Origin of the sequence: Bacillus sp. FSL L8-0152 (assembly GCF_038006365.1) — a bacterium.
In the GTDB taxonomy this organism is placed as follows: Bacteria; Bacillota; Bacilli; order Bacillales; family Bacillaceae_G; genus Bacillus_A; species Bacillus_A cereus.
In genome coordinates this window covers 2,163,157-2,189,510 of sequence record NZ_JBBOVB010000001.1, presented here as the reverse complement: position 1 = coordinate 2,189,510, position 26,354 = coordinate 2,163,157, and the positions used below count along the sequence as shown (strand labels likewise).

The following is a 26,354-nucleotide window of genomic DNA, read 5'->3' as shown; positions in this document are numbered from 1 at the left end:
ATCCCTTCTTTATTGACTTCTATTATTTACATTTGTTATCTTTTTTTATTGAGTATTCTCATCGTTTTTATACTCCAAAATATCCCCTGGCTGACACTCCAAAGCTTTACATATCGCTTCTAATGTTGAAAAACGAACCGCTTTTGCTTTCCCATTTTTCAAAATAGAAAGATTCGCCATCGTAATTCCAACCTTCTCCGAAAGCTCCGTTACACTCATCTTTCGTTTTGCTAACATGACGTCAATATTAATAATAATTGTCATATCAACCACCTCAGACTGTCAAATCATTTTCTGATTTTATGTTAATTGCTTCTTGTAGAAGGCGTTGAAGGATAGCGGCAAAAACGGCGATAACGAGCGAAGCAAAAACGATAATAAGTCCCACTAACCCAATAGGAGGGTCCATTTTTTTCGCTATAAAATGAAAAAGTGGCAAACCCAATACATACAAACCACTGATTGTAACTGCACAGTGCTTTATATTCTTTAACGCTTTTACAGTATATTGACGAGAACGCTGTGTTCTCGTCAATATACTGTAAAAGATTGAAAGCCTGATAAAGAGCAACGTAAAAAGGCACAGCTGCTCCATACATCACAATGAAAACAAGATATTTTATCGAAGCAATATTAGGATACAAATTCTCTGTGAAATCCGCCATTTCCGGCACTAAAAATATGCATAAAGCAAGTACTGAAATTCCAGCAAGAAAAATAATTACTTTTAAGAACGTTGTTGAACTTCGGTTAAGATTCATTTACAATACCTCATTTATTTAATGATAACATAATTTTATCATATTATTTATCGTTTAACAATAAATAAATATCGTTTTCTTCATGTTTAATTTAGGCAAAAATAAAAAAGAATTTCTCATTACAAAGAAATTCTTTTTCTTGAAAATGTCTCTTTCAACTTAATTTTTTAAAACGTTAATTCGTAATGGAAATAACGATTATCTCTCAAATAACCATTTTCAGCATATAATCGTTGTGCTGATAAATTATCAATCTCTGTTTGCAATTTTACACCTTTTGCTCCATTCTCTAATGCGTATTCTTTAGCAGCTTCTAATAATTTTTTACCTGTTCCGGCTCCACGCTTCGCCGCTTGTACAAATAAATCATTTAAAATCCATAATTCTTTCATTGAAATGGAAGAAAATGATGGATATAGTTGTGTGAACCCAATATATTCGCCGTCTTCAACTGCTACGAAAATAACGGACTCTTTTTTCTCAATTCGATTTCGTAAAAATACTTTTGCACCTTCTAAATCAGAATCCTGCCTATAAAACATGCGATAGTTATTAAAAACTGATGCTAGTCCATCTAAATCTGCAATTGTTGCCTCATATATTCTCATTTTACTCCATTCCCCTTCCAATACTGTCTCATTATATCCGTTGCCCATTTAGGCTGGTGTATTTCTTCTTTCGGCATAAACTCTTTCATTATTGGTTTTATATCCAATATAGGAGTACCATTAATAGCATCTAATCCCTCAACAATAATTGATTTACCTTCTCTTTTGATCACCTTTACAATTGTTACACCTATGCGATTCGGGCGATTTTTTCCGCGCTGTGCAAAAATACCTACTTCAGGATAATCTTTATTATTTCTAGGATGTCTAGCAAAATACTGAATTTGCTCGTCAGTTACTTTATGAAAATAAAAAACAACTTCAATATGGGAAAAATCTTCAATCCCTTGTATACTTTCTTCTGCATACATTTCAGTTAAAGTTATACGGGATCTTACTTCTCCCCAATCATCATCTTTTATTTCCTTTCTTTCATTATGTACAAATGCGATTGGTTGAACTGAAAACATACGCATTCCCCCTTAAATGTAACCACTTACATTATAAAATATTTTCTGAATGTTTTCCAGATATATGAATTAAGTTTACATAATATAATTATAATCTATTTATCTAAAGCTACCTTGACTGCTTCAATTGCATGTATATAAGTCGTATCAAATATCGGGACTGATACGTTTTCTTGCTTTATTAATAAACCTATTTCCGTACAACCTAATATAATTCCTTGTGCTCCTTCTTGTACTAATTCTTCTATAACCCTTTTATAATACTCTCTAGATTGAAATACTATTTTTCCTAAACATAATTCTGTATATATTACTTTATTTATTTCTTTTCTATTTTTTTCTGATGGTACTATTACTTTTATATTATTTTCTTCTATACGTGACTTATAGAAATCTTGCTCCATTGTATATTTAGTTCCAAGCAGACCAACCTTTTGAATGTCTTTTCTTTTAATTGCTTTTGCAGTTGCATCAGCAATATGTAAGACTGGAATATCAATTTTCTCCTTTATTTTTCCAACTACCTTATGCATTGTATTTGTACAAATGATTATAAAGTCCGCTCCTCCCTTCTGTAATGAATACGCCGCATTCGCTAAAACTTCACCTGCTCCATTCCAATCTCCTCTAGACTGGAATCTTTCAATCTCTTCAAAGTCCACACTATTAATCAAACATTTTGCTGAATGTAGCCCTCCTAATCTCTCTTTTATTTCTTCATTAATAATTCGATAATATTCAGAAGTTGATTCCCAACTCATACCACCTATAAGACCTATCGTTTTCATACAAACACCTACCTAAACTATTTTTATGAAACTAATAGCAATGTTTTATTATGTATATTATACATAATAAAACAAGACTTTAAGTTTGGAATATAAAGTCTTGTTTTAACGGAAAATACGGAAATAATAAAGAATAATTCTACTTTCATTTCCAAGGAAATTTTTATAGAATATTCTGAAATTAATAATCTGATTTTTTTATGAATTCTTTATACTTATAATTAAAACACTCTCGATACAGCTCTTTGATTTCATCATATGATGGAACACGTGGGTTATTAGCTGGGCTACCACTTTCAATTGCATCTGATGCCATTTTAGAAATAGCATTTTCAAATTCAATTTCATCGATTCCGTATTCTTTTAAATTTGGAATACGAAGATCAAAGCAAAGTTTTTTTATTTCACCAAGTGTGTAATCTGCTACTTCCTCATCAGAATTCGAATACAAATCCTTATTTAAACTACGTCCAATTTTTGCTAACCTTTTCATTGCACTTGTTTTTGTAAACTCTAACACTGTAGGTAATAATATGGCATTTGATATTCCATGCGGTACATGAAATAATGCTCCCACTGGCCTTGACATTCCATGAACTAATGTAACTGATGCATTAGAAAATGCAATTCCAGCTTGTAAGGAAGCAATCATTATCGCTTCTCTTGCCTCCATATTACGTCCATCTTCATATGCTATACGTAAATATTTCATAATACTTTCAATAGCTGAAAGAGCAAGTACATCTGTAAGTGGTTGTGAAACTTTAGAAATATACGCTTCAATTGCATGACATAACGCATCTATTCCTGTTGCTGCCGTAATTTGTGGTGGTAATGAACTTGTCAAAACTGGATCTATAATTGCTACTTTCGGTATAAAACTAGGATGCTTCATCATCATTTTTACATCTGTTTTTTTATTCGTAATTACTGCTACGCTTGTAACTTCCGATCCAGTACCAGAAGTTGTTGGAATTGCAATAAGTGGTAGTGGGTTGTTTTCTATTTCAATATCCTTTTGGACATAATCCTCAACTTCTCCACCATTTGTATATAAAACCGCTACTGCTTTCGCAGCATCAATACAACTTCCACCACCAATACCGATAATAAAATCACACTTTTCCTCTTTACAAAGAGATAACGCTTCTAACACGTGTATATTTGTAGGCTCAGCATCTACTTTATTATATGTACTAACAGTAATACTTTTCTTATTTAGTTGTTGTATACACTTTTCAACATATCCTAATTTCTCCATAATTGTATCAGTAACTATAAAAGCTCTTTTCCCTAACTTTTTTGATTGTTCCCCCAGTTTTTCAAGCGAATTCCTTCCATATAATACCGACTTTGGCATACGAAACTCAGAAACTTCTTGCAAGTACTCCACCCCTTCTTATCCTAATTAATATTTTATGATATAAATTATCGATTTGATGAATCTTTACGATTCGAATGTTTAATAGAGTCCTGTTAAAGTATAGAACGCGATAACTAAAAATACAGCAACCGTTTTCAAAATTGTAATAGCAAATATATCTTTATAGGACTGTTTATGTGTTAATCCTGTTACTGTAAGAATAGTAATAATAGCCCCGTTATGCGGTAGTGTATCCATTCCTCCTGATGCCATTGATACGATACGGTGCATAACTTCTAATGGAATATCAAATTGATTGGCCGCTGCAATAAATTTATCTCCCATTGCACTTAATACTATTCCCATACCTCCTGATGCAGAGCCTGTAATTCCAGCTAAAATATTCGTCGTTACTGCACCATTCACTAACGGATTTGTGAAAGTAGCAGAGATACCATCTCTCATAATTGCGAAGCCTGGAAGTGCTGCAATAACACCACCGAATCCAAACTCAGCTCCTGTATTCATCGTTGCAAGTAGTGCTCCACCAATACTTGTATTCAATCCAGCTTGGAAACCTGTTACTACTCGCTTCCAATATAATAATAACGTTGTTAAGATCCCTATAATAAGTGCCAATTCTACAGACCAGATTCCTACTACTGCACTTAATTCTACTTTTCCAAATGCTTTCATACCAATTGCAGAAAAATCAAAACCGCTTGGATACCACTTCGGTATCATAATAGTAAACACTTTATTCATTACACCTACTAAAATAAGTGGTATAAATGCAATAAGTTGTTGTGCTCTTGTGATTTCAATGTTATTAATTAATGGCATATTTTTTTGTTCTAATTGCAAAGATGCTGCCATTTCAGTATTTCCATCATTAAAACCAAAATATCCTTCACCTGCTGCTTTTGCCTTCTTACGTCTACTCTCTAAATATAGTAAACCTAATGTAAGAACAAAAATTGCTCCTACAATCCCAAGTATCGGTGCAGCATAAATATCCGTTTTAAAAAATGTTGTAGGTATTACATTTTGAATTTGTGGTGATCCAGGTAGCGCATCCATTGTAAACGTTACTGCTCCAAGAACAATCGTTCCAGGGATTAAACGTTTTGGAATATTAGCTTGTCGAAACAACTTAGCTGCGAACGGATAAACAGCAAACACTACTACATACACACTAACACCACTATACGTTAAAATAGCCCCCATTAATACAATCGCTAATATAGTACGTTTTTCACCAACTAACTCAATAATCGTTTTTGCGATAGAATCTGCAATTCCTGACATTTCCACTACTTTTCCAAATATTGCTCCTAATAAAAACACAGGAAAATATAACTTTATAAATCCAACCATTTTCTCCATAAAGATATTAGAAAAGAAAGGTAATACATAACTAGGTTCTGTCAAAAATACTGCAAATAATGCAAATATCGGTGCGAATAGAATAACAGAAAAGCCTCTGTATGCTACGAACATAAGTAAACTTAGTGCTAATAATATAATAACTAACTCCAATTTTACCCCTCCTTTAAACAGAATATTCTAAAATTTGTTGATAAACTTCTACTAATCTTTTAATTCTGACATCCCTCCTCTTATTCATACAATTTTTTCATGCTAAAAATGTCTAATTATAAATATTCGATTACATATGAAAAATCCCTTTAAACAGAAACGAATTCCTCATCATACGTTATAAAGGGATTGCTAGCATCTATATTTACTAATTTATTAAACTTTTTTCTGCACAAAAATGATACAGTTCTTCAACATCTTTCACTATGTAAGTCGCACTAACTTCAGTCAGTTCTTTCTCACAGCCATAGCCATATAAAACACCAATTGAAGCAATTCCATTCTGATTCGCACCTATTATATCGTGCTTTCTATCACCAATCATTATCATTTCTTCTTTATTTAGTTCTTCATTTGTTTGTAAAATATGAGCAATTATTTCTTCTTTTTTTATTCTCGTACCATCTAAATTACTTCCAATGATATCTTCGAAATAATTCGTTAATTGAAAATGCTCTATAACTTGTTTCGCAAATACAGTGGGCTTTGAAGTAGCTACGAATATGCGATTTCCTGAACTTTTTAATTGTTGCAAGAGCTTCAGAATCCCCTCGTATACATTATTTTCAAACAATCCACGCTGCTTTAAATACTCACGGAAGTAAAAAACTGCACGTTCAACCTCTCCTTCACTCATATTATATCTCTCTACGAATGATTGCTGAATAGGAGGACCTATAAATGAATCTAACTCACTTATATGTACTTCTTCAATTCCTACTTTTTTTAACGCATACAAAACCGAATTTACAATCCCTTCTTTCGGATCCGTTAAAGTTCCATCTAAATCAAATAGAAATGTTTTATACATGTTTCATTCCTCCACTTAATTTGCTGTATAAATAACTGCTAACATCTCTTCCACTTCTCCCTATTATACTATCATTATCTATTTTTTCGAAAAATCAATTTCCATATGTCACATACTTTCAGTTACAAAATACGATAGATATGATAAAGTAAAAAAGTTACAATTATTTTAATAGAAACTGGTGAAACAAATGTCAATTACGTTAATTTTTATAATGGCTTTCACAATTGTAATCCACGCAGTTGAAACAAGCTCTTATAGTATTCGATTAGCCGGGGTTCGTTTAAAGAAGATTGCTGTCGCATTATCCGTCGTAGGAATCGTATTACTCATTTCAAGAACGTCAAACTTACTACAAGCCTTTTTACTTGGCGGGATTGTGGACGAAGCAAAACTAGATCCTTCTATTGATTTAGAGCATATTATACGTCTTGTACTATTATCTGCTTCTATCGGTACATTGCTTGCGATTATACTGTATCCAACTTTGACAAAACTATTTGGATATGTCATTCAAAACTTTGAAACAGACGGTTCTTTCATTCGAATGATGAAAACGAATAACATTCAAAAATTAAAGTACACAAAAAAATATGTCCGCTTTCCAAAGTTAGAAATGATTCATAGACTGCGTATCGGCGGTATTCCAAAGCGTATAATGCTTATTAACATGTTCGCTACTGCAATTTATACAGCGGGAGTTCTTTCCGCACTATATGCTTCTTTTTTAATTCCAGCTTTCGCAACAAAAGCCACTACAGCTTCTGGTCTTATTAATGGTTTTGCTACTATTTTATTAACAGTGCTACTAGATCCACGTATTGCTCTTTTAACAGAGCGAGCTCTTCAATCAGAAGAAGGTGCTGAAGCAATGAGTAAAATGTATGCTTGGCTAATGATTTCTAGACTTTTTGGTACATTACTTGCTCAACTGTTATTCATACCAGGTGCTTACTGGATTACATGGATTATAAAGCTTATGAATTAAATTTACTCTCTAAAAAAAAGCAGGTGAGATAACAAATGACTATACAAACAGAACAAGATATCATTCGCTTAATAGAAAACGACGAATGGATGATGAATGTATTACAAATGGCAAAATCACTAGAGTTACCTGATTGGTGGGTTTGTGCCGGCTTTGTTCGTTCTAAAATTTGGGATACTTTACATGACTATGAAGCTAAAGCGGCTATGCCTGATGTTGATGTAATTTATTATGATAGTCTACATCAAGATGAGATATACGAACAATCATTAGAAACGAAATTAATGAATATGGATGCTACTATCCCTTGGTCTGTAAAAAATCAAGCTCGTATGCATGTAGTGAATAATATGCCACCATATTCTTCTTCTGTTGATGCTATTTCTAAATTTCCTGAAACAGCAACAGCTTTAGGAGTTACACTTGATGAACTAAACAACGTCATATTAACAGCCCCATGTGGTATTGAAGATGTCCTTTCCTTACAAGTGAGACCAACAGCTCATTTTCTTGAATCGAAAGAACGATTACATATGTACAAAAACAGAGTTATAAAAAAGAATTGGCAAAGTAAGTGGCCTAACATCACAATCACATATCCAGAAATATAGAAAGGGTGCCTCTCATTTATAGAAGCACCCTTTTCTTCATTTCAAAAAATGTATGACTGTTTCTGCAAACCTATCTGCTTCCTCATAATGAGGTGAATGACCGCTCTCTTCAAATACGATATACTTGCCGTTTCGGGCATCTTTATTAAATGTTTTAATTTGTTCTTCACACGTTACTACATCATGTTTTCCTACAATTAATAACATTTGATTCTGTACTTCTTTTATTTTATATAATAATGATTTATGACATGCACCCTCTAATTTTAATCTATCAAAATGAATTTGAGAACGATTTGAAAATACTTCCCACTCTTCATCACTATATAAACTATAGTCTGTTTCATCTTCCTTATAATTGTAAATCTCCATTCTTTTTTCTTCTAATTCAGCGCTTAATCTTATATAAGCTTCTAACAACTCTTCTGAACTAGCATTGCTAGATGAATAAGCAAAGCACTCTTTTGCTACTTCTTCTTTTCCATGCTTTTTTAATAAATGCCCTGTCTTTTGCAACAAAGCTCTACTTGTTAATGCAAAGTCGAAAGTTGGCCCTTCAAATATTATTTTCTCTATTGAACTTGGATATATCGACGCATATAACAATGCTACATATCCACCGAAAGAATGTCCAATTATAGACCACTTCTCAATTTGTAATACTTTTTTTAATTCCTCACAGTCTTCAATCAAATCATTTAATCCAAAAGCTTCGTCTTCAGTAATTTTTTCTGAACGACAAACACCTCTTTGATCTATCATAATTACATATAAAGAATCTTTTAAACGTTCCGCTTGGTGAAATGAAAAATCATAACAACTCTCTCCTGGACCACCATGCAAGTATAAGACTGGCTTATTTTTAGGATTTCCATGTGTTTCAACGTATAGCTTTTTCCCTCTAATATTCATATACTCTCCTGTTTCTATCAAATTCGCCATAAACATCACCATCTTCTTTTTTTACTGAATATTATAACATTTAATGTTAAATAATCCCTATTACATTTAAGAAGACGATAATTATTGCGAGTGGTGCTACAAATCGAAGTAAAAATGCCCAACAAATAAATACTTTCTTCCCATAATTTCCACCTACAAAAAACTCTGCTTCTAGTACTTTCTTTTCCATCTTGAATGATACGAAAATACTAATAAATAGTGCACCAAGCGGCATTAATATATTACTAGATAAAAAGTCTACTGCATCAAAAATATTCTTTCCGAAAATCGTAATATCACTCCATACTCCAAATGATAACGCTGATGGTATACCTACTAAGAAAATGCCGAAACCGATCAGCCATGATAATTTCGTTCTCTTTTCTTGTTCACCATTTGCTAATGCTGAAACAACAGTTTCTAGTAGAGAAAATGCTGATGTTAATGTCGCAAATGTAAATAGTGCAAGAAATACTGTTAAGAAAAATCCACCGAATGGGATTTGACTAAATACAGATGGTAATACGATAAATAGTAATCCAGGTCCTTCTGTTGGCTCCATTCCTAATGAAAATACGGCTGGAAAAATAGCAAGACCCGCAAATAAAGAAACAAATAAATTCAATCCAACAATTGTTATTGCTGATTTTGGTAAGCTTTCTTTTTTATTTAAATAGGAACTATACGTGACCATAATCGAAATCCCGATACTAATCGCAAAGAATGATTGCCCCATTGCGAACAAAATACTTTCCGAAGTAATCTTTGAGAAATCTGGTTGTAAGAAAAACTTCACACCTTTCATTGCATCATCAAGTGTTAACGAACGAATAATAAGAGCGACAAATAAAACGAACAATGCTGGCAACATATATTTACTTGCTTTTTCAATTCCATTTTGTACACCTTTTGATACAACCCATATCGTAATGAACATAAAAGCGAAATGTCCTATAATCGCCCAAGTGGGATTTCCAATTGTTTCAGTAAATAATGCTCCGTAATTTTGTCCCGGAGTAATAAGTTGTCCCGTTACTCCTCTGAATAAATAAATTAACACCCATCCACCTACAACGCTATAAAACGAAAGTAGTATAAAACATGTTCCAACGCCAAGTCGTCCAATCCAGTGCCATCCTGTATTTGGCGCGATACTTTTAAATGCTCCAACTGCTTGTTTCTGTGTACTGCGACCAATCATAAATTCAGCTATAAGTAGCGGTAGCCCAATTAATACAGTAAATAATATAAAGATTAAAAAGAATGCTCCTCCCCCGCTTTTCCCAGCGATATAAGGAAACTTCCATATCGCACCAAGTCCAATTGCTGATCCGGCTGCTGCCATTATAAAACCTAATTTCGAAGTCCATTGCTCCGTCTGTTTCATCTCATTTTCCTCCTAATTAAATCTTTTTATATAAATAAATAAATTTTATAGACCTATCCAAATAAACCCTCCATTTCTTCTTCCATATAATAAAAAAATGGCCTAGCATCTCTATATAAAGAGACGCTAAGCCATTTACTTAACGCGGTACCACCCTTATTGATTCCATTATGAATCCACCTTAGTAGTAATCGTTTGATTACAAACCTAATATCGAAGGTTAACCGTTAAGATTTACTAAGAATGTGATTCCGTTCCACCTTACTGCTCCTAGGCGAGTTCAGGATGTCATTTGACTATGTCGCACCAACCCATAGCTCTCTGTACAAATATACGACCTTACTACTCCTATTCAACACATTTTAATATTTAGAATATATTTTCTTTTGAAATTAATATGAAGTATATCGGTTATATTTGTAACTGTCAAGGGATATATTATTTTTTTGTCAAAAAAGATTTCTCAAGACGTTAATATTGGTCTAATAGCTCTAACATGCCATTCACCAAAAAGTCATTTGGTTCATGTGTAAATACTATAGATTGTTCAATCGCCTTCACATCTACTTCATATTTCTTTAGTTCTCGTTGTATTAATACTTTCGCCATATCGGACAATAGCGCTTGTAGTCCATCACGTACTTGTCCTTCCGTTAAAACGTACTTTACGATGACTTCAAAAAATAATACACCCCTTTAGTTTTCCCTCTACTATCGTCGTACACTGTACATAGCCATTACAATCTATAAAACAACAATAAAAATTTAACACTTAATGCACTAATAAAATTATAATGCTCTTTTAAATTTCTACGCTAAAACGCTAAAAAGCACTTGTTGCCTTTAATTAACAATCAAGTGCTTTAAGTTCATATGTTTTTAAGTAGCGTAAATTTGTAAGTTTTGTAGTAACAGTATGACGCCTTTTGTACATCATGACAAATACTATATTAAAACTTACGAGTTTGTACGAGCTTGTTAGTTTAATATACATTCCATGTGTTTATATTTATCGCCCGGTAACTTGCCACTTTTCCAACAGGAACAAAGTTTAGGAGTGTCCAACCTGCGGCGATGAGTCTTTCTTTTGTTGATAATTCTTTTCCTGTAATAGGGTCTTTACCGGTAACTACACGAATTGCATCATTTACTCCGATGAATTCAGCTGCTCCTTCTAATCTATTTTCTTATACTATTTGCTGAAACAACATATGTACTTATTATTTATTATACTATCCTCTCTTCTATCTTAAAATGCAAAAAGCACTTGTTGCCTCTCATAGACAATCAAGTGCTTTAAGTTCATATGTTTTTAAGTAGCATAAATTTATAAGTTTTATAGTAACAGTATGCCAGCTTTTATACATCATGACAAATACTATGTTAAAACTTACGAGTTTGTACAAGTTCGTTAGTTTCATATACAGTCTATGTGGTTTATATTTATCCCCCGGTAAAATATCATCTCGCCTAAACTCGTACTTCTTTTTCTACTCTATCATTGCACATAGTACTCCATGATGGTACAACTTTCATGAGTTATTAATTCAATTTAGATATATCTATTACTGTAAATTTTTTAGAGGTTATTATTTTTCACTTCCTCAAACCACTCATCAGCAAAATCATCAGCCGTTTTTATATCCTCATTTGTATGTATTAAATCATACTTATATTCAGCTTTAAACTTACCACTCTTAGCATCGTATATTAATTTCATCTCAGTTGGCATATCTTTTTCGTATTCTTTGCATAATGTTTCAATTTCTTCGATATCTTCACCTATAATTTGTAGCACCTAAAACATTCGTTCTGGAGATACATCATATTTTTCTTCTCCATTTTCCAATGCATCATTAACCTTATGACACTCTACATACTTTTTGTTAATTAAATAAAAGAAACTACTAGATATCATATCAGCTTGCAATTCAATAAATCTATCTTCAAATTCTTTCATACTATCTTCTCACTCCTTAGATTAATTTTTAAGAACTTTAAGACCAGGATTACCATTAATAAGGTAATTAACTATAAATTTTTCTGGAAGTATATCATTCAGTACTGAGTAGCCTCTGAATATACGCATTTTAACATTGGCTTTTCCCTCTTTTTATTTTTTAGCATGATGCAAAAAAGCTTACTCCTCCTCAAATTTCGAGTTAGAATAAGCCTTCTACGTATGTCGATCAAGTCTGTTCAGCAAGTTTACACAGAATTCAAAATAAACCTCTATATCATTTGCAATACTTGTTCCTTAACACCTTCGTCAAACTTAGCACCTTCCACATTTGCTCCCTTCCAAACTACATTGTCAAGTTTGGCACCGGTAAAATCCGCATCCATAAAATTCCCATTTAAAAGGGTCGCTCCTGTTAAATCTGCATTTGTTAAATCCGCATTTCTAGCATCTACTTCTGATAAATTAGCATTTTCCAAATACGCTTTTTCGAAGTTACCATCAGTAAGATTGGCACTACTAAAATCCGTCCCAGTGCACTCTGCTTGTTTAGCATTGATTCCAGATAAATTTGCATGGCGAAAAGTAGCATGATTTAAAATTGTTCCAACTAATTCACCATATGAAAAATCAACTTCGTCAAAACATGTTTCAAAACAACTACTTATATTCAATTTTGCATATTTCATATTCGATGTAGAGAAATCCGCTTCACCAAACCTACAATCTGCAATGTGTATTTCCTCTAAATTACAACTTCTGAAATCAGCAAACTCAAAATCACAATCAAAAAACGATGCTCTCATTAATGAAGAAGCTCTTAACAGAACTCGTTTTGCCATGATACGCTCTGCCATTACCTCTGACAAATCTGAAAAAGTAAGGTCTAAATCACTCATATCTAACTGATCTATAACCTCATCATTGTATTGAGATCTATTTAATATTTCCATGACTCTTATTCTATCATTACCATTCTCATTCATTATTATGATCTCCTTTCATTTAGCTTTTCAGATAGTCCTTCCAAGCAACATTTGGAGAATAAGTTACCCCCATCTGATCTTCATCAAAACTTGGTATAGCCATTACTTGTGCTTGTTCCAAATACTTCATTACTTGTAGCCAATTATCAAGTAATGTATCACTATCACTCTCTAATGGATTATTTAAAATATCAATACAAAGGCCACCCCAATCTAGCTCAGATACCACAGCTGGACTATTTTGTAATAATTCCTTATCAAACATTTCTAAAATATGACCGCTAAAGTATGTTCTAGCCCCTATCCCTAAGGGACCGTTAGGAAGAAACCTAACTGGTATTGGTTGGGAAGATATTTCCATCCACATTTGTAATCGCTCACGTTGGGTATTCCACGGATATGATAAAGGCCAAAAAATTTGAGTTACTCCATAACTTGGTTTCGCAATTTCTGCAATTTGGTCAGATAACTCAAAAAAAGCAGGCCATAATTTTTTAGGTATCGATTTATGAAACTCAAACTTCAAAAATGAGCGATGACTCCAGTTAACTTCAAAACTCCCACTATAGTTCACCGATTTATCACGATAAAGGTAAACTTCTGATACTTTATGCTCTGAAACTACTTTTTCCAGGATTTCCTGACGATTATATTCTACTCGTACCATTTCACTGTTACCCCAATGAGTAGGAGCAAATTTTTCATTTGACTCAAACACATCCAAAAGACGACCTAATACTTCTTCTTCGTTAAAAGATACTGTAGGATACATTGTAATTGAGAAAAAATCAGGTTTCATGTATATCCCCCTTAATACTAAAAAATATAGTCACATAATAATTTTTATTCATAGTTTTTTCCATCGGCCTCCACCAGGTAAACGTGAATTGCCCTCCCATTTATGAGTCACTTTTCCACTACTTGGGTCAGTATAGTAAATCTCACTCTTTTCTCCTAAAGGCCCACTTGGTCTTGGCTTAGGAGGAATCCCATTTAAATCGGGTTTGTCACTTGATATTGTCACAACATGACTCCCATTTTTATCTTCGAGCATTTCTCTTTCAGCTCGCATTTGGCTGTCGTTATGAATAGTTTGCTCTTTTTCACCCATTTTGTGTTTGTGATCATGAACTAAATCAATTTCCCCCTTATCATTACGCCCAATGCTATCTGGACGCGTAAGATGCCCTTCACTAGATGTATATGTAACAACCTCACCAGCATTATTGTCCTCTAATTGGCGATCAAGATGTTCTCCCAAAGCTTTTCTCCCTTTTATTTCTTCTTCTCTTCCACGCTCTTGGCTCTTTCTTAAATTTTCAGTCCTAGCATCCCAATCTTTACGCTCTAAAGGTTTTTTCGTTTCTTCACAATGACGATCATATCTAATATCATCTGCTGCTTTATAATCTCCTCGCGCTTTAGCTTCATCTATTTTCTTTCGATAGTATTCTTCTCGTTCTGAAGTTAGTTTAATTTTGTTTGGGTTTGTATTACTACCTTTACCCGTACCCTTAACAACCTTACTCTCCATATACTGATAAGCCTCTTTCAGAGAATACTGTCCTCCTCCTGAGACATTTCCTACTCCAGCCATGGCGAAGCCTTTTCCCTCGCCTGGGATCCATTTGTATTCCAGTAATGTTTTTACTGCGTGCTGGATTTTTTCATTCCCCTGCAAGAAGGTTGTTTTTACGGTTGTGGCGCCTTTGTTCCATAGATTTCCGATTTTGTCGGCAAATCCTTTTGCTGTGGAGGCTACAAAGTTTACACCCTCTTTTACTTTGTGGCTGGCTGTTTTTATGCCATCGACAGCTGCTTTTCCAGCTTTTCCAGCTACCATTTTTACGCCTTCGCCTAGTTTTTTTCCTGCTTTTACAATCGTCTTCCCAAAGCTAGAAGCGACATACTTTATTCCTTTTCCAGCAAGACTTGCCACTTTTCCAACAGGAACAAAGTTTAGGAGCGTCCATCCTGCGGCGATGAGTCTTTCTTTTGATGATAATTCTTTTCCTGTAATAGGGTCTTTACCGGTAACTGCACGAATTGCATCATTTACTCCAATGAATTCAGCTGCTCCTTCTACGCCCTTTTCCCACCATGATTTTTCATGTTTCTTTTCTGTTTTATGGGTTTCTTTCAATTTTTCATTTTGTTTCTTTTGATATTCTTCATCTGCTTGACGAAACTTTTGAGCAATACGCCGTAATTCTTTTTCTGTAACTTGTAAGTTACGTATGTAAGATTCCATGAGTCTCATTGATCTCATATATTCCCCATAAAAATGCTGACTCGTTGCTCCTTGCCATTGCATTTGAATACTAAACATAGATTGATTGAGATTTTGTTGTATGGTCTGGCTGTGTGTTTGCATCTCTGATATGTTTTTGGCAATTTGTTCGAGTTGTTCAGGTTTGACTTTAATCTCCAAACCTTCTCCCACCTTCCTCTATTTTATACCAAAAAGAAATAGAACTGCATCATTTTTTACTTATTCTCTTTAGAGAAAACATCAAAAATACTGTTATCACAAATCGCTTCAATTTCTTCCTTTACAAATAATTTTTGAAATTTTGTTCCTGGGTTTAATATTACATTTGCCTCTAAATCTATTGTTTTTAATAATTCAACTGCATTCATAGAGACATACGGACATTCTTCTGGAATAACCATTTCTAGATGCTTTAAATCCGAATACAGTGGTAACATTAATCCTTCTTCCATTTCAAAATAATGAATTTGTAATTGTGTATTATTAGTAGAAATCAAATTTCCTTCTTCATCTACACTTGTATCCCCTTCGACAGAAGCAACAACGAATAAATTTGATTTCTGTAATATCTCATAAAAATAGCCTCTTTTCTCTTCGTTTTGTAACGCTTCCACTAACGCCTCATCTAATGGACTAATTTCTAGTAAACTCATTAACTTTCACTCCTATTTGGAATAATTTCGCCATCTTACTTGGAATAAGATGGCGAATTCATTATCTATTTATTTTTTTGTGTCCATTTCTTTTATTTTGTCTAAGTTCTCCATTGCTTTTTGGCGCACTTCTCCAACAATCGTTGTTGCATATTGTGGTCGAGTTAAAAACTCAAAACATTTATATGCATTATTGTTTTCATTTTTGTCTAAATACCCTTTACCTGTTTGTAACATTTTTTCAGAGACAACTTTCATAAATTCTTTTGCAGGTGCCTGCTGATATCCTAAGTTCATGGCTTGATGAGTTAGCTCAACTACTGACGCTAAATCTTCAATAGTGTTTATACGAGTAGCCTTTTTATTAGCAGCATCAAATGTACTTAAATATTCAATGGCAACTTTTGCTTTATCTTTCACTCCAGTCATTTCAATCCCCGGTGTTTTATAAAGAATTTGATAGATTTCTAAAGCTGATAGGTAATTACTCTTTTCAATTTTTTCCCCTTCTTTTAATACGCGATTTGCGACATCCGAAAATCCTTTTTTATCATTAACCCCACGATAGGAAGCTTGTCCATAATAGTGTAAAGCTTCGTAAAGCTTTCCGTTCTGATTCGCTTTTGTATTTGCTACTTCTATTAGTTGGATTCCCTCCCTCTTTTTCGACGCATTGTCAATAACACTCATACCAACGATTTTTTCAATTGTTTTATCGATATCTTTCAACTGTGCCAATAATGTATACGATGGAAGTACAGTTTTCTCAGCCTTTTCTTGCCAATCTGGTGTTCCATTGATTTGCTCCCATTCGACTTCTGTTTTTTCCCATAGTTTATTTGCATAATTCACCATTTCTTCTCTTGAACGCTCTAATGGATGCTTTGTACGAATTGCATTAGCAATATTCAATACAGCTGTATAATATTCTCCTTTATTTGCAGCCTCATTTGCTTTTCTTTCAAACATAAGTGGCATTAACATTTTATTTGCTTCATCTCGAACAGATTGTTCTACCCTTGCCGTACTTGCTAATAGGTTTGCTTTCTTTAAAGCATCTTCCACTGAAAATTTTGGGTCTTTCATCTGTCCCCTAAGTCCATCTACAGCTATACTAAATTGCTGATTTAATTTTTCTTTTTGTTGATCTTTTGCGACATCAATCCATTGATTTGCTAATAGTAAAGCATTTTCATAGTTTAGACTTTCAGGGGTTAAATATGTTTCAATTTTCTCAATCGCTTGATTGATCGGATTTGGTTTTTCCGGTTTTTCTGGTTTTTCTGGTTTCATTTGACCATCTGTATCATTGCTATTTGTTTCTTTATGATTTACTTCTTTCGTATTTTCTTTGTTGTTTTTATTAGCTTCAATTAATTGATCTTTTTGCTCTTTCTCACTAGCTATTTCTGACGCCCCAGTTTTATTCGTATTATCTTCTTTAACAACCACTTGTCCTCCATTACTGCTAGTTACAGTTTCTTTTTCTGGACTTACGTTTTCTTTTGTATCATTTTTAGATGTCACTACTGGTGCTTCGATGTTAATATTTTTTAATTCTTCTTGTAATAGTTTATAGAAAATCTTTTCTACACGTTGATTTGCAGCCTCTACTAATTTAGGATCCACGCTTTCAAGCACCGAAGTAACTAAGTAATATTTACTTAAAGATTGTTCTAGAGAAGCTATATCTGTTTGGTTATTTAACCAAACATTCTCCTCTTGTACAGCCTTATCGTATACTAACTTTGCAACTGATTGAATATACTCTTTCTTATTTTCTTTTAAATACTCTTGTAATTCTTGTTGGGTTGTAACTTTTTCCTTAAGTGTATTCATTTGGTTACGTAAATAAAATAATTCACTTTGATTCGAATAATTCTCCTTATTAGCTAAAATTTCTCCCAAATTGTCCAATGTTAATCTATGATCAGCAACTGTCTGTGCATTTGAAGATGCATTCAATTGAGATATCAGTGTTAACTCTTTATTTTCCTCCGAATATTTAGCCCTACTATTTAACGTGTCAGAATTTTGCCCTTTTCCATAATACTCATTAAAGAATACAGATGAATACCTCTCTCCATTCCCAGCATACCACTCAACTAAAATATCTCCCGTTATTGGTGATACTGTAATTTGATCGTGTGGCACTGGTGGTTTTGGTTTTTCTGGCTCTTTATCACCATCTGGTTTTGGTTTTTCTGGCTCTTTATCACCATCCGGTTTTGGTTTTTCCGGCTCTTTATCACCATCCGGTTTTGGTTTTTCTGGCTCTTTATCACCATCCGGTTTTGGTTTTTCTGGTTCCTTATCACCATCCGGTTTTGGTTTTTCTGGTTCTTTATTACCATCTGGTTTTGGTTTTTCCGGCTCTTTATCACCATCTGGTTTTGGTTTTTCCGGCTCTTTATCACCATCCGGTTTTGGTTTTTCCGGCTCTTTATCACCATCCGGTTTTGGTTTTTCTAGTTCCTTATCACCACCTGGTGTTTTCCCCGTATCCACCAAACTATCCGGTAAATTTTTACTCGGCTCCACCACAGGCCCCCCCATATTAGTTGGCAGTTCCGGCTTTTGTGGCGCTGGTGCATCTGATAATTTGATTTGTGGATCTTTCTTTTCTACCGACACATCATCTGGCTTATACGTCACTGGTGTAATCGGTGATTTATTATTTCCGATTAAATCTGCTAAATTAATGTTTGGTTTTTCTCCAGGTTTGTCATCTTTTTTTGCAGGATCAGCAACTAAATTTGGGAACATAGACTGTAAATTACTTCCTGTAATACGGTCATCTTTTTTCTCTTCTGTATTACTTGCTAGTTTTACCGTTTCTCTTCCTGCTGTACTAAAGCCTTTGTCATAAACAAGATATCCTGACGTTCCAAATAAAGCCACCGACATTACTGATATAGCAACTTTTTTTCCTAGATTGTTGTTGTTTTCTTCCATGTTTCTTCCCCTTTTCACATCTTTATTGAATCCAGCCGTTTGTTTTCATCTCTGTTAGTTTTTCTTGTGCTGCTCTTACTTCAGTTTCATTTTCATTTGCTTGTACCGTTTTTCTTAAGAAACGACTCGCTTCTTCATATTTTTTTTGTTTAATTTTAAACATCCCGAATGCAAAATTCACATGCGGATCTTCATCATTTTGTGAATATGCTTCCGTGAAAAATTTCTCGGCTTCATTTCCTTGTCCCACTTTGTCGTATAAAATCCCTATATTCACAAGCGTATTTGTGTCACGAGTCCCGTTGTTAACAACTCTATTGTAAGCCTCTAACGCTTGTTGATACGATGCATTACTTTTTCCGCCATCTCGTGTTTCATAAAATTGACCAGCTTCATAATATACAATTCCCAATTGATTTAGTAACTCTATATTTTTCATATCTTTTTGGATTGCAGCTTGTAATACTTGCGATGCTTGTTGATAATTCACTTCTTTTTTTGCACTATCAATTAAATTTGTTTTATTCCAAAGTACATATAAATTCGAAAGTTCAATTGCATATATAGCATTCTTTGAATCTTGCATAATGGCTTCTTTAAAGAAAGATTCTGCTTTATCTAATTGCACAGTTGCAGTTGCTAGTTGTCCTTTTAAATACGAAACAATTGCCTTATCTTCATTTGTTTTCGTACTCATTTTGACAATAACATCTTCTGCTTTTTCAAATTCTTTCATTTTCATATGACTTACAGCTAAATCTCGCATCGCATCTTTTTTATATGGTTCAATTCCTTTTGCATTATTCGCTAATGCTTGTTCGAAATTCGGAACTGCTTCTTGATATTTTCCTATACGGAAATTCGCTGAAGCTAATAGATATGCCGCTTCATTATTTTCTTTATCTATTTCTCTATCTTTTATTAATTTTGTAAGGTAGTCGATTGCAATTTTATTTTTCCCTTCAGCAATGTAAATCGTTGCTAGCTGAAGATGAGCTTCATCTTTTCCTTTCACTGCGATCGCATGACCAACAGCTTCTTCTGCTTTTATATATTTTTTATCATGATAGGCTTGGCGTGCTTGTCCCATAAATTTTTGGTATTTAGCATTTGTTGTATAAAAGTAAAATATTGTTGAACCACCTATAACAACTACTACAATTGAGCCAATAATCAAAACCCGTTTTTTATTCTTGTTCCACCAAATTGAGAAGGCGGACGGTTCTTTTTGTTCATGCGTTAATGTAAGAGGTTGATTCGATGCTTTTGCATTTAAAATTTCATCATCTATATCATATTCAACTTGTTTTTTTGTTTGTTTACGGCTCTGTAAAATGCTATTTGGAACTGTGATTGTAGCTGCTATTTCTGGTATTGTTGGCTCTTTTTCTTCTTTTATCTCTTTAATAATGCTTTCAATTTCCTTTTTTAACGCATGATCAATGTTTGGAAATTGTACGATTCGTGAATAGACGAAACAAGCATATTCTTTATTATTTTCTCGCTCCAATTCAGTAGCTAGTTCCACATAACTTTGCAGCACCTTTTTTTGATTTATTTCAGATTCTTGATTCTCTAGTAGTTGAATAATATATGCGAGTTCTTGTTTTAGAGCTGTTGATGGATTGAGTGAATTAAAAATTGTTTTATATTCATATAATGCCGCTTGTTTAAATCCTCTCTCTTCTAATAATCTTGCAATTTCCAAACATTTCGATACAAAAAGAGAGTGTTCTTCTTCTGACTGCCTTTTCGCATCAATTTTTACTATTTCTCTTGCACTATGAAATACATCGTACCATTGTGCAAAGCTTGGACATTCTGCGAAAGTGTTACTATTCCATGCTTGATTAAATAACTGTGCGATTTCCCCATTCCATTGATTATGCAATTCTTGCTGAAGTAACGTATATCTTTCACATTCCGTCTGCATTTCTTCCGTTTTAAAGTAACTGGCATCCGTCCATTTGTTATTTCGAATTTCCTCACTACACCAACTTAATACTTCACCTAATAAAATGGCGCCAGCAAAACGGTCGGCTTCTTTTTGCCATATCCCATTTTCCAAATACACTGGTGCATAACCCGCTGAACCTGCTGGCAATAATGAAGGTCTTTTACTTTTTGGTCCATACATTTGCTCAACATCAACAAGTTCAATATAATGTTGGCCTTCAATTGGATTTTCACTTAAAAAAGGTATGAGTACATTACTGGATGATAGATCATTATGAGCAACCTCATTTTCCTCCATCATTTTAAGTGTTGTAAGAAATGCTTCTGCAATAAAGAAACATTGTTCTTTTGATAACACTCGTTGTTCTTGTAAAATATCAGCCCAAGTTGGCCCTTTAATCCAAGGCATTACAATACTATTAGCAAGATCTTCTGATTTTTCGATAGCAGATGTATGTTCTTCTGTAGTAACGATATAGCGTGAGCATACTTTAAGACCAGCTAAGGAGGAAAGTGGCTTTAAAAATGCTAGTTGATGTTTTTCATCACGATAGCGCTCTTTAAAAACTTTTAACGCAATTCGTTCCACACCATTTTCATGTTGTAATTGATAAACTGTTCCTTGTCTTCCCTCTTGCCCATATGGCATTTCAATCCCAATAACTGCTGGATGTTTCTCAAAACGATAAACATCTTTATTAAAAATAATTTTTTCTCCTACTTCTGGTCGGAATCCCATTTTATCCCCTTACTCTCATATGACAATTTTTAAAGAAAAGACCAGGAACAATAGCTCCTGGTCTTTTGCAATTGTTCTATTATTAATATGCGTTATCTGTGTTACGGAATTTATCAGAAATACGTTTTAATTCTGATGAAATACCTTCTAAAATTGGAATGTATTGTTGCATCGCTTGTTTAGATTGAGCAAATTCGCCTCGGAACTTCGCTTGTGTTGCCCCAGCCCATTGTCCTTCTAAACTATTAATGTCGCCTTCAAGTCTATTAATTTGGTTTTGAGCTTCCCCAGCTGCGTTTGTAAAGTTACTAGCAATTCGCTCAAGTTCTTCTGGTGTAATTTTAATTTCTGCCATTGTATATATTTCCCCTTTCAATTCTTAAATGATACAACAATTAGATTATAAACTATATTCAAACAATTTTAAAAGGGGTAAATTACAAAAAAATTCTATTTTCTTGTAATTTAACCCTTTTTTAATATTATTTAACCTTTAATTCTGACCATTTCACAATAATTTTATTTGTCATTTTGTAAAGTAAATGTGGTGGTGTATATGCACATTTTATTTTCATTGGCTTTCTACGTATACAATATCCATCCCCACTTGATAATTCTCGATCCATCTCAGTATGTGGAAGCTTTATATTAAAGAAATAGACATCACTATTTTGAGTCGTACCTAATAAATAACCAAAACTTCTCTTTCTAATTTCTGTAAACCATTTTTCATGAGAATAGCTATTTACACTAGACGTTGTAGCGGCCACAACAAAATGAATCCCTTTATTTTTACAATTTTGAACCATTTGTTCCATTTTATTTTTCGAATCAAAGTCGTTAGATAATATCGCTAACATTTGATCAATATCATCAATTGCAATAATTATTTTCTTATATGGCATTTCCACTTCTTCTTTTGAATCTAAAGATGGCATAACTACTTTTCTATTATTTATTACTTCTAGCAGATCATCTAACATTTCTTTTAATTGTATACCATCTGTAAACCTCTTCTCTACATGAGGCAAATCTCCCAGAGCTAAAATACCTGTAGGTCTTTCACCAAAATCTACTAAGTATAATTCGACTTCATCCGGAGAATATTGATAAGCAGTAGAGAACAGAAGTGTTTGTAATAATGATGTTTTCCCACCTTCTATTCTTCCACCGATAAATATATGATTCATTTCGTCCAATGAAAAACTTTGTAAACGAATATCGTCTGTTTCAACTCCTGCAGAAATTTGAGCTGGTTTTAATTGCTCAACTAAATCTTCTACAAATATTTCTTTAGGAACCATTGGAATCTCTCTTGCTTTTTCACCATTCCATTCACTGCTCATTGTTTGAATAATCGTTTTTAACTGCTGTGAATATTCTAATTCACTTTCACCAATAAACGGCAATGCTGCTTGGAACAATTCAGGCGGTTGTCCTTTCATTAACCCACGACCAGCAGGAACTTCGATTAATGGGAAATTAGGTCTACCAACTAAACTATGATATTCAGTTCTATCTTGCAATTCAAATGTAATTGCCATCGGTATATTATTACGAACACGATCAAACATATCAATAGTTTGATTAAGCGAGAAATAGAAGTACACGCCGTATGTGCTTGATTCTCGTAATAACATTTCTAATATTTCATTCTCTTTTTCGAATTCATTTTTAAATCTTATATAACCATCTACCATTACAACAATAGCAGGAACTTTCTTTCCGACCATTCGATTATACATAGAAAATGACTTTGCACCGATGTTAGAAAAACTCTCTTTTCTTTCTGTAATTTCTTTCTTCAAAAAACCAAATAAACGTTTCATTTTTTCATATTCGTCCTCTTGTACAATCCCGCCTACATGAGGTAAATCTCTAAAATCTAAAAACATACGTCCAAAATCAATAATATAAAAATTCACTTCAGCTGGTGTATGAGATACTGCTAGAGACATAATGATCGTTTGTAACATCGTTGTTTTTCCTGTTCCTGGCATACCATATATATTTAAATGGCCTTCTTGTAAATCGAGCTTTAAAGGATACTGCGCTTGATTTCCGACATCATCAATTAATCCAACCGTAATTTGTAAATTTTCTTTCTCCTTATTCCATACATCAGCAGTCCAATTTTCCATTTCATAAAACTCTTTTAATAATAATTTTTCTGGTAAAGGTGCCAACCACGGCCCTGGCAATGCTTTAATATTTTCTTTCTCCGATACGTTCTGTATATAGTGAATAAACGCTTGTAATTGCTTTGGACTATTTGTCATTGGTTTTGGGCGCTTTTTCACTTTTATTCTTTCACCCGAAAGCTTAACTTCTGTAAAATCAACCACAGCAAGAACTTTCTCTTCATCTGGATTATAAGGTGCTCCACTCCATGCAGATTGGAACAATTCCAATATTTCATTACTTCCAACCTGTAAATAACCTCTTCCCGGTACATTAATTTTAGAGGCATCTGGAATTTTTAACATTTCACGACTATCGGCGTCATCTTGTACACGTAAACAAATTCGAAAACGTGAGTTACTCCAAATCTTATCATTTACAACCCCTGAAGGTTTTTGTGTAGCTAATAATAAGTGAACTCCTAATGTCCTTCCTATTGCAGCAACACTAATTAGTTCGTCCATAAATTCTGGTTGTTCCTTTTTCATTTGAGCAAACTCATCAATGACAATAAATAAATGTGGCAAAGGTTCTTTTTCACGCCAGCTTGTTTCATAATATTCATCTAAATGTTGAACATTTCCAGCCTGAATAAACAATTTTTGTCTTCTCTCTAATTCCGCCTTTAATGATATTCTTGCACGCTCAATTAAGTTCGGATCTTCTAAGTTTGTAATAGATGCGATAATATGTGGTAATCCTGCAAACGTGTTTGACATTCCGCCACCCTTATAATCGATAAGCATAAATGCCATCTCATGAGGATGATAGGTAGCCGCTAACGCTGCTATAATAGACTGGATCACTTCACTTTTCCCTGAACCTGTTGTACCAGCCATTAAACCATGCGGACCATGTCCTTTCTTCTCAATTTTATCGTGAATATTTAGAAACACAGGTTTACTTCCTTCTCTTACACCTATTGGAACCGGCAATGAAGTCGGATATCGATTTTTATTCCATCTCTCTAGCACCTGTAACTCTTCCATTTTTTTCACTTGGAACAAATCTAAAAAAGTTAATACTTTCGGTATGTTAGCCGCTGTAGAACTTTTCATTCGAATAGGAGCAATACTTCGCGCACCTGATTCGCATCGTTCAAATGAAAGTCGGTCTACTTTAAAACTAGCACGCGTTGTCCCGCTATTTTCAGCTGAGCTTGAAAATGTTTCTACTAACTCACCGTTTTCTCCGTTTAAGCTAATAACAAGATCACATTCCATCGGCAATCGTTCTCTCTGTTCTGCAAATATAAATGTAGATGCTCCGACACTTTCCCCTTCTCTAAGTAACATTGGAAGTATAGGATCATCTTCTAAAAATTCTCTCGCGGATAAGAAAAAAACATACATTGGGATTAAAGGTATTTTCGCATCTACCTGTGCAGAGGAATTATAAATTCTACGCATATTAAGTGGTGTGAACAACGCTTCAGCTAATTTCTGCGCTTCTTGTTGATTCACAGATAAAAAACGCATGCTTCTCTGCTCATCCCACACATGAGGAATCCACCTCATCCAATCCCATTCTTTCTTCTCCTTCTCATGATAGAAGGCTGCTATTTTCACTTCATTTGGAGCATGATGTGTCATAATTTGCGTCGTTACAATTCGAGTGAAGTTCAATCGATCTTCTTTATTGCCAACCACACCAATTACATCATTTTTTTTCAATGATATTGAAATATGCCCATTAGGGATTGTATTAAAATCTCTTTTCACATTTTGTGCTTCTGTGATTAATGGATTTTCCTCATAACCTTGCTGTTCAGGCACTTTCAATTCAACATAAAATGGTCTCTCACCTGTTCCAATACGGATATCTAAAAAGTCTGGGCTTTCAGGTGTTCGCTCCCATAAATTACTTTCTCGATTTTCAATTCTTTGTACACTCTTTAGTGGACTTGGATTTTGTGTTATTAAATATTTCGCTTGTTCAACCTTTAACGTATCTAACTCCACTCGATGCTTTTGAATTTGCTCCAAATATCTTTGTTGTAACTGCTCCACCATTTGCCTATGTTCTTTCTTTTTACGGAAATGCCCCATCGTTGTAATTGCATACGATCCTAACATTGGGATACTCGAAACCATCATAAGTGGCATATAACTTGCATTCATCTTCATAAATTTCATCATCACAAAATACAATATCAATGTTAAAATTGTCATCATCGCTGGTAATAACATTGTTTCAATAGAAAATTTAGGTTCTTCTGGTATATTTGGCGGATCATGAATAATAACATCCCCTGTTGGTATATCTACTTTCACACGCGGAGAGCGCTGAAAATATGGTGATTTTTGCACAAAGCATTTCTCCTT

The 26,354-nt window shown here is 33.8% G+C and carries 19 protein-coding genes, 4 pseudogenes and 1 other annotated feature; of the genes and pseudogenes, 2 read left to right on the top strand and 21 right to left on the bottom strand.

The genetic code is table 11. From position 1 onward, the window contains the following. Positions 1 to 45 precede the first annotated feature (45 nt). The 8 genes and pseudogenes from MHH27_RS11130 to MHH27_RS11095 all read right to left on the bottom strand — a co-directional run bounded on the left by MHH27_RS11130 (position 46) and on the right by MHH27_RS11095 (position 6,400). Entirely contained in the window at positions 46 to 264 is a 219-nt protein-coding gene (locus MHH27_RS11130; protein WP_000152534.1) for a helix-turn-helix domain-containing protein, read from the bottom strand. A 10-nt stretch (positions 265 to 274) separates the two neighbouring features. Continuing rightward, positions 275 to 761, bottom strand: a pseudogene (locus tag MHH27_RS11125) (DUF2975 domain-containing protein). A gap of 167 nt (positions 762 to 928) precedes the next feature. Continuing rightward, complete coding sequence (locus MHH27_RS11120; RefSeq protein ID WP_001223866.1) at positions 929 to 1,369, bottom strand: GNAT family N-acetyltransferase; 441 nt, start codon at positions 1,367 to 1,369, stop codon at positions 929 to 931. Then, positions 1,366 to 1,839: an SAM-dependent methyltransferase gene (locus MHH27_RS11115; RefSeq protein WP_072938307.1), complete on the bottom strand. Its 474-nt coding sequence runs from the start codon at positions 1,837 to 1,839 to the stop codon at positions 1,366 to 1,368. The genes MHH27_RS11120 and MHH27_RS11115 overlap by 4 nt, the downstream gene beginning before the upstream one ends. Before the next feature lie 95 nt (positions 1,840 to 1,934). Next, positions 1,935 to 2,627 (bottom strand): aspartate/glutamate racemase family protein, encoded by a 693-nt coding sequence (locus MHH27_RS11110; RefSeq protein ID WP_069355519.1) that lies wholly within the window; start codon positions 2,625 to 2,627, stop codon positions 1,935 to 1,937. Positions 2,628 to 2,808: 181 nt separating this feature from the next. Next, positions 2,809 to 4,011, bottom strand: a complete 1,203-nt coding sequence (locus tag MHH27_RS11105) for an iron-containing alcohol dehydrogenase (protein WP_340942536.1) — start codon at positions 4,009 to 4,011, stop codon at positions 2,809 to 2,811. A 78-nt stretch (positions 4,012 to 4,089) separates the two neighbouring features. Continuing rightward, a complete protein-coding gene (locus tag MHH27_RS11100; RefSeq protein WP_000424326.1) occupies positions 4,090 to 5,529 on the bottom strand; it encodes a GntP family permease in 1,440 nt (479 codons plus the stop codon). A 208-nt stretch (positions 5,530 to 5,737) separates the two neighbouring features. Next, on the bottom strand, positions 5,738 to 6,400 hold the full coding sequence (locus tag MHH27_RS11095) for an HAD family hydrolase (RefSeq protein WP_069355516.1): 663 nt from the start codon (positions 6,398 to 6,400) through the stop codon (positions 5,738 to 5,740). A 190-nt stretch (positions 6,401 to 6,590) separates the two neighbouring features. On the opposite strand from MHH27_RS11095, the gene MHH27_RS11090 reads away from it, so the two are divergent. Together MHH27_RS11090 and MHH27_RS11085 are read left to right on the top strand one after the other, a co-directional pair. Continuing rightward, entirely contained in the window at positions 6,591 to 7,388 is a 798-nt protein-coding gene (locus MHH27_RS11090) for a lipid II flippase Amj family protein (RefSeq protein ID WP_000028911.1), read from the top strand. 35 nt (positions 7,389 to 7,423) lie between these two features. Beyond that, entirely contained in the window at positions 7,424 to 7,999 is a 576-nt protein-coding gene (locus tag MHH27_RS11085) for a nucleotidyltransferase family protein (RefSeq protein WP_340942533.1), read from the top strand. Positions 8,000 to 8,035: 36 nt separating this feature from the next. On the opposite strand, the gene MHH27_RS11080 is transcribed toward MHH27_RS11085, so the two are convergent. From MHH27_RS11080 to essC, 13 genes and pseudogenes are all read right to left on the bottom strand, one after another. After that, positions 8,036 to 8,941 (bottom strand): alpha/beta fold hydrolase, encoded by a 906-nt coding sequence (locus MHH27_RS11080; RefSeq protein WP_081367215.1) that lies wholly within the window; start codon positions 8,939 to 8,941, stop codon positions 8,036 to 8,038. A 46-nt stretch (positions 8,942 to 8,987) separates the two neighbouring features. Then, positions 8,988 to 10,328: a sodium-dependent transporter gene (locus tag MHH27_RS11075; protein ID WP_071714357.1), complete on the bottom strand. Its 1,341-nt coding sequence runs from the start codon at positions 10,326 to 10,328 to the stop codon at positions 8,988 to 8,990. 116 nt (positions 10,329 to 10,444) lie between these two features. Further along, positions 10,445 to 10,693 (bottom strand) — a binding site (T-box leader). Positions 10,694 to 10,802: 109 nt separating this feature from the next. Then, positions 10,803 to 10,967 (bottom strand): annotated as a pseudogene (locus MHH27_RS11070) (recombinase family protein); the annotation flags it as partial. 383 nt (positions 10,968 to 11,350) lie between these two features. Next, positions 11,351 to 11,515, bottom strand: a pseudogene (locus MHH27_RS11065) (pre-toxin TG domain-containing protein); the annotation flags it as partial. 392 nt (positions 11,516 to 11,907) lie between these two features. Continuing rightward, a pseudogene (locus MHH27_RS11060) lies at positions 11,908 to 12,288 on the bottom strand (DUF600 domain-containing protein). 272 nt (positions 12,289 to 12,560) lie between these two features. Continuing rightward, on the bottom strand, positions 12,561 to 13,274 hold the full coding sequence (locus MHH27_RS11055; protein WP_098250529.1) for a pentapeptide repeat-containing protein: 714 nt from the start codon (positions 13,272 to 13,274) through the stop codon (positions 12,561 to 12,563). Positions 13,275 to 13,293: 19 nt separating this feature from the next. After that, positions 13,294 to 14,073: a hypothetical protein gene (locus MHH27_RS11050; protein WP_090976435.1), complete on the bottom strand. Its 780-nt coding sequence runs from the start codon at positions 14,071 to 14,073 to the stop codon at positions 13,294 to 13,296. A gap of 48 nt (positions 14,074 to 14,121) precedes the next feature. Continuing rightward, positions 14,122 to 15,705: a WXG100 family type VII secretion target gene (locus MHH27_RS11045; protein WP_340942529.1), complete on the bottom strand. Its 1,584-nt coding sequence runs from the start codon at positions 15,703 to 15,705 to the stop codon at positions 14,122 to 14,124. A 56-nt stretch (positions 15,706 to 15,761) separates the two neighbouring features. Then, a complete protein-coding gene (locus MHH27_RS11040) occupies positions 15,762 to 16,199 on the bottom strand; it encodes an SseB family protein (protein ID WP_053564628.1) in 438 nt (145 codons plus the stop codon). A 69-nt stretch (positions 16,200 to 16,268) separates the two neighbouring features. Next, positions 16,269 to 19,154 (bottom strand): hypothetical protein, encoded by a 2,886-nt coding sequence (locus MHH27_RS11035; RefSeq protein ID WP_340942526.1) that lies wholly within the window; start codon positions 19,152 to 19,154, stop codon positions 16,269 to 16,271. Between the two features lie 22 nt (positions 19,155 to 19,176). Then, positions 19,177 to 21,849, bottom strand: a complete 2,673-nt coding sequence (locus MHH27_RS11030; protein WP_340942524.1) for a tetratricopeptide repeat protein — start codon at positions 21,847 to 21,849, stop codon at positions 19,177 to 19,179. Positions 21,850 to 21,931: 82 nt separating this feature from the next. Next, the gene (locus MHH27_RS11025; RefSeq protein ID WP_053564631.1) at positions 21,932 to 22,204 is read right to left on the bottom strand and encodes a WXG100 family type VII secretion target; all 273 of its coding nucleotides are present in this window, start codon (positions 22,202 to 22,204) and stop codon (positions 21,932 to 21,934) included. Between the two features lie 127 nt (positions 22,205 to 22,331). Continuing rightward, positions 22,332 to 26,339, bottom strand: coding sequence for a type VII secretion protein EssC (gene essC, locus MHH27_RS11020; protein ID WP_340942522.1), 4,008 nt, complete (start codon positions 26,337 to 26,339; stop codon positions 22,332 to 22,334). Between the last annotated feature and the right edge of the window lie 15 nt (positions 26,340 to 26,354).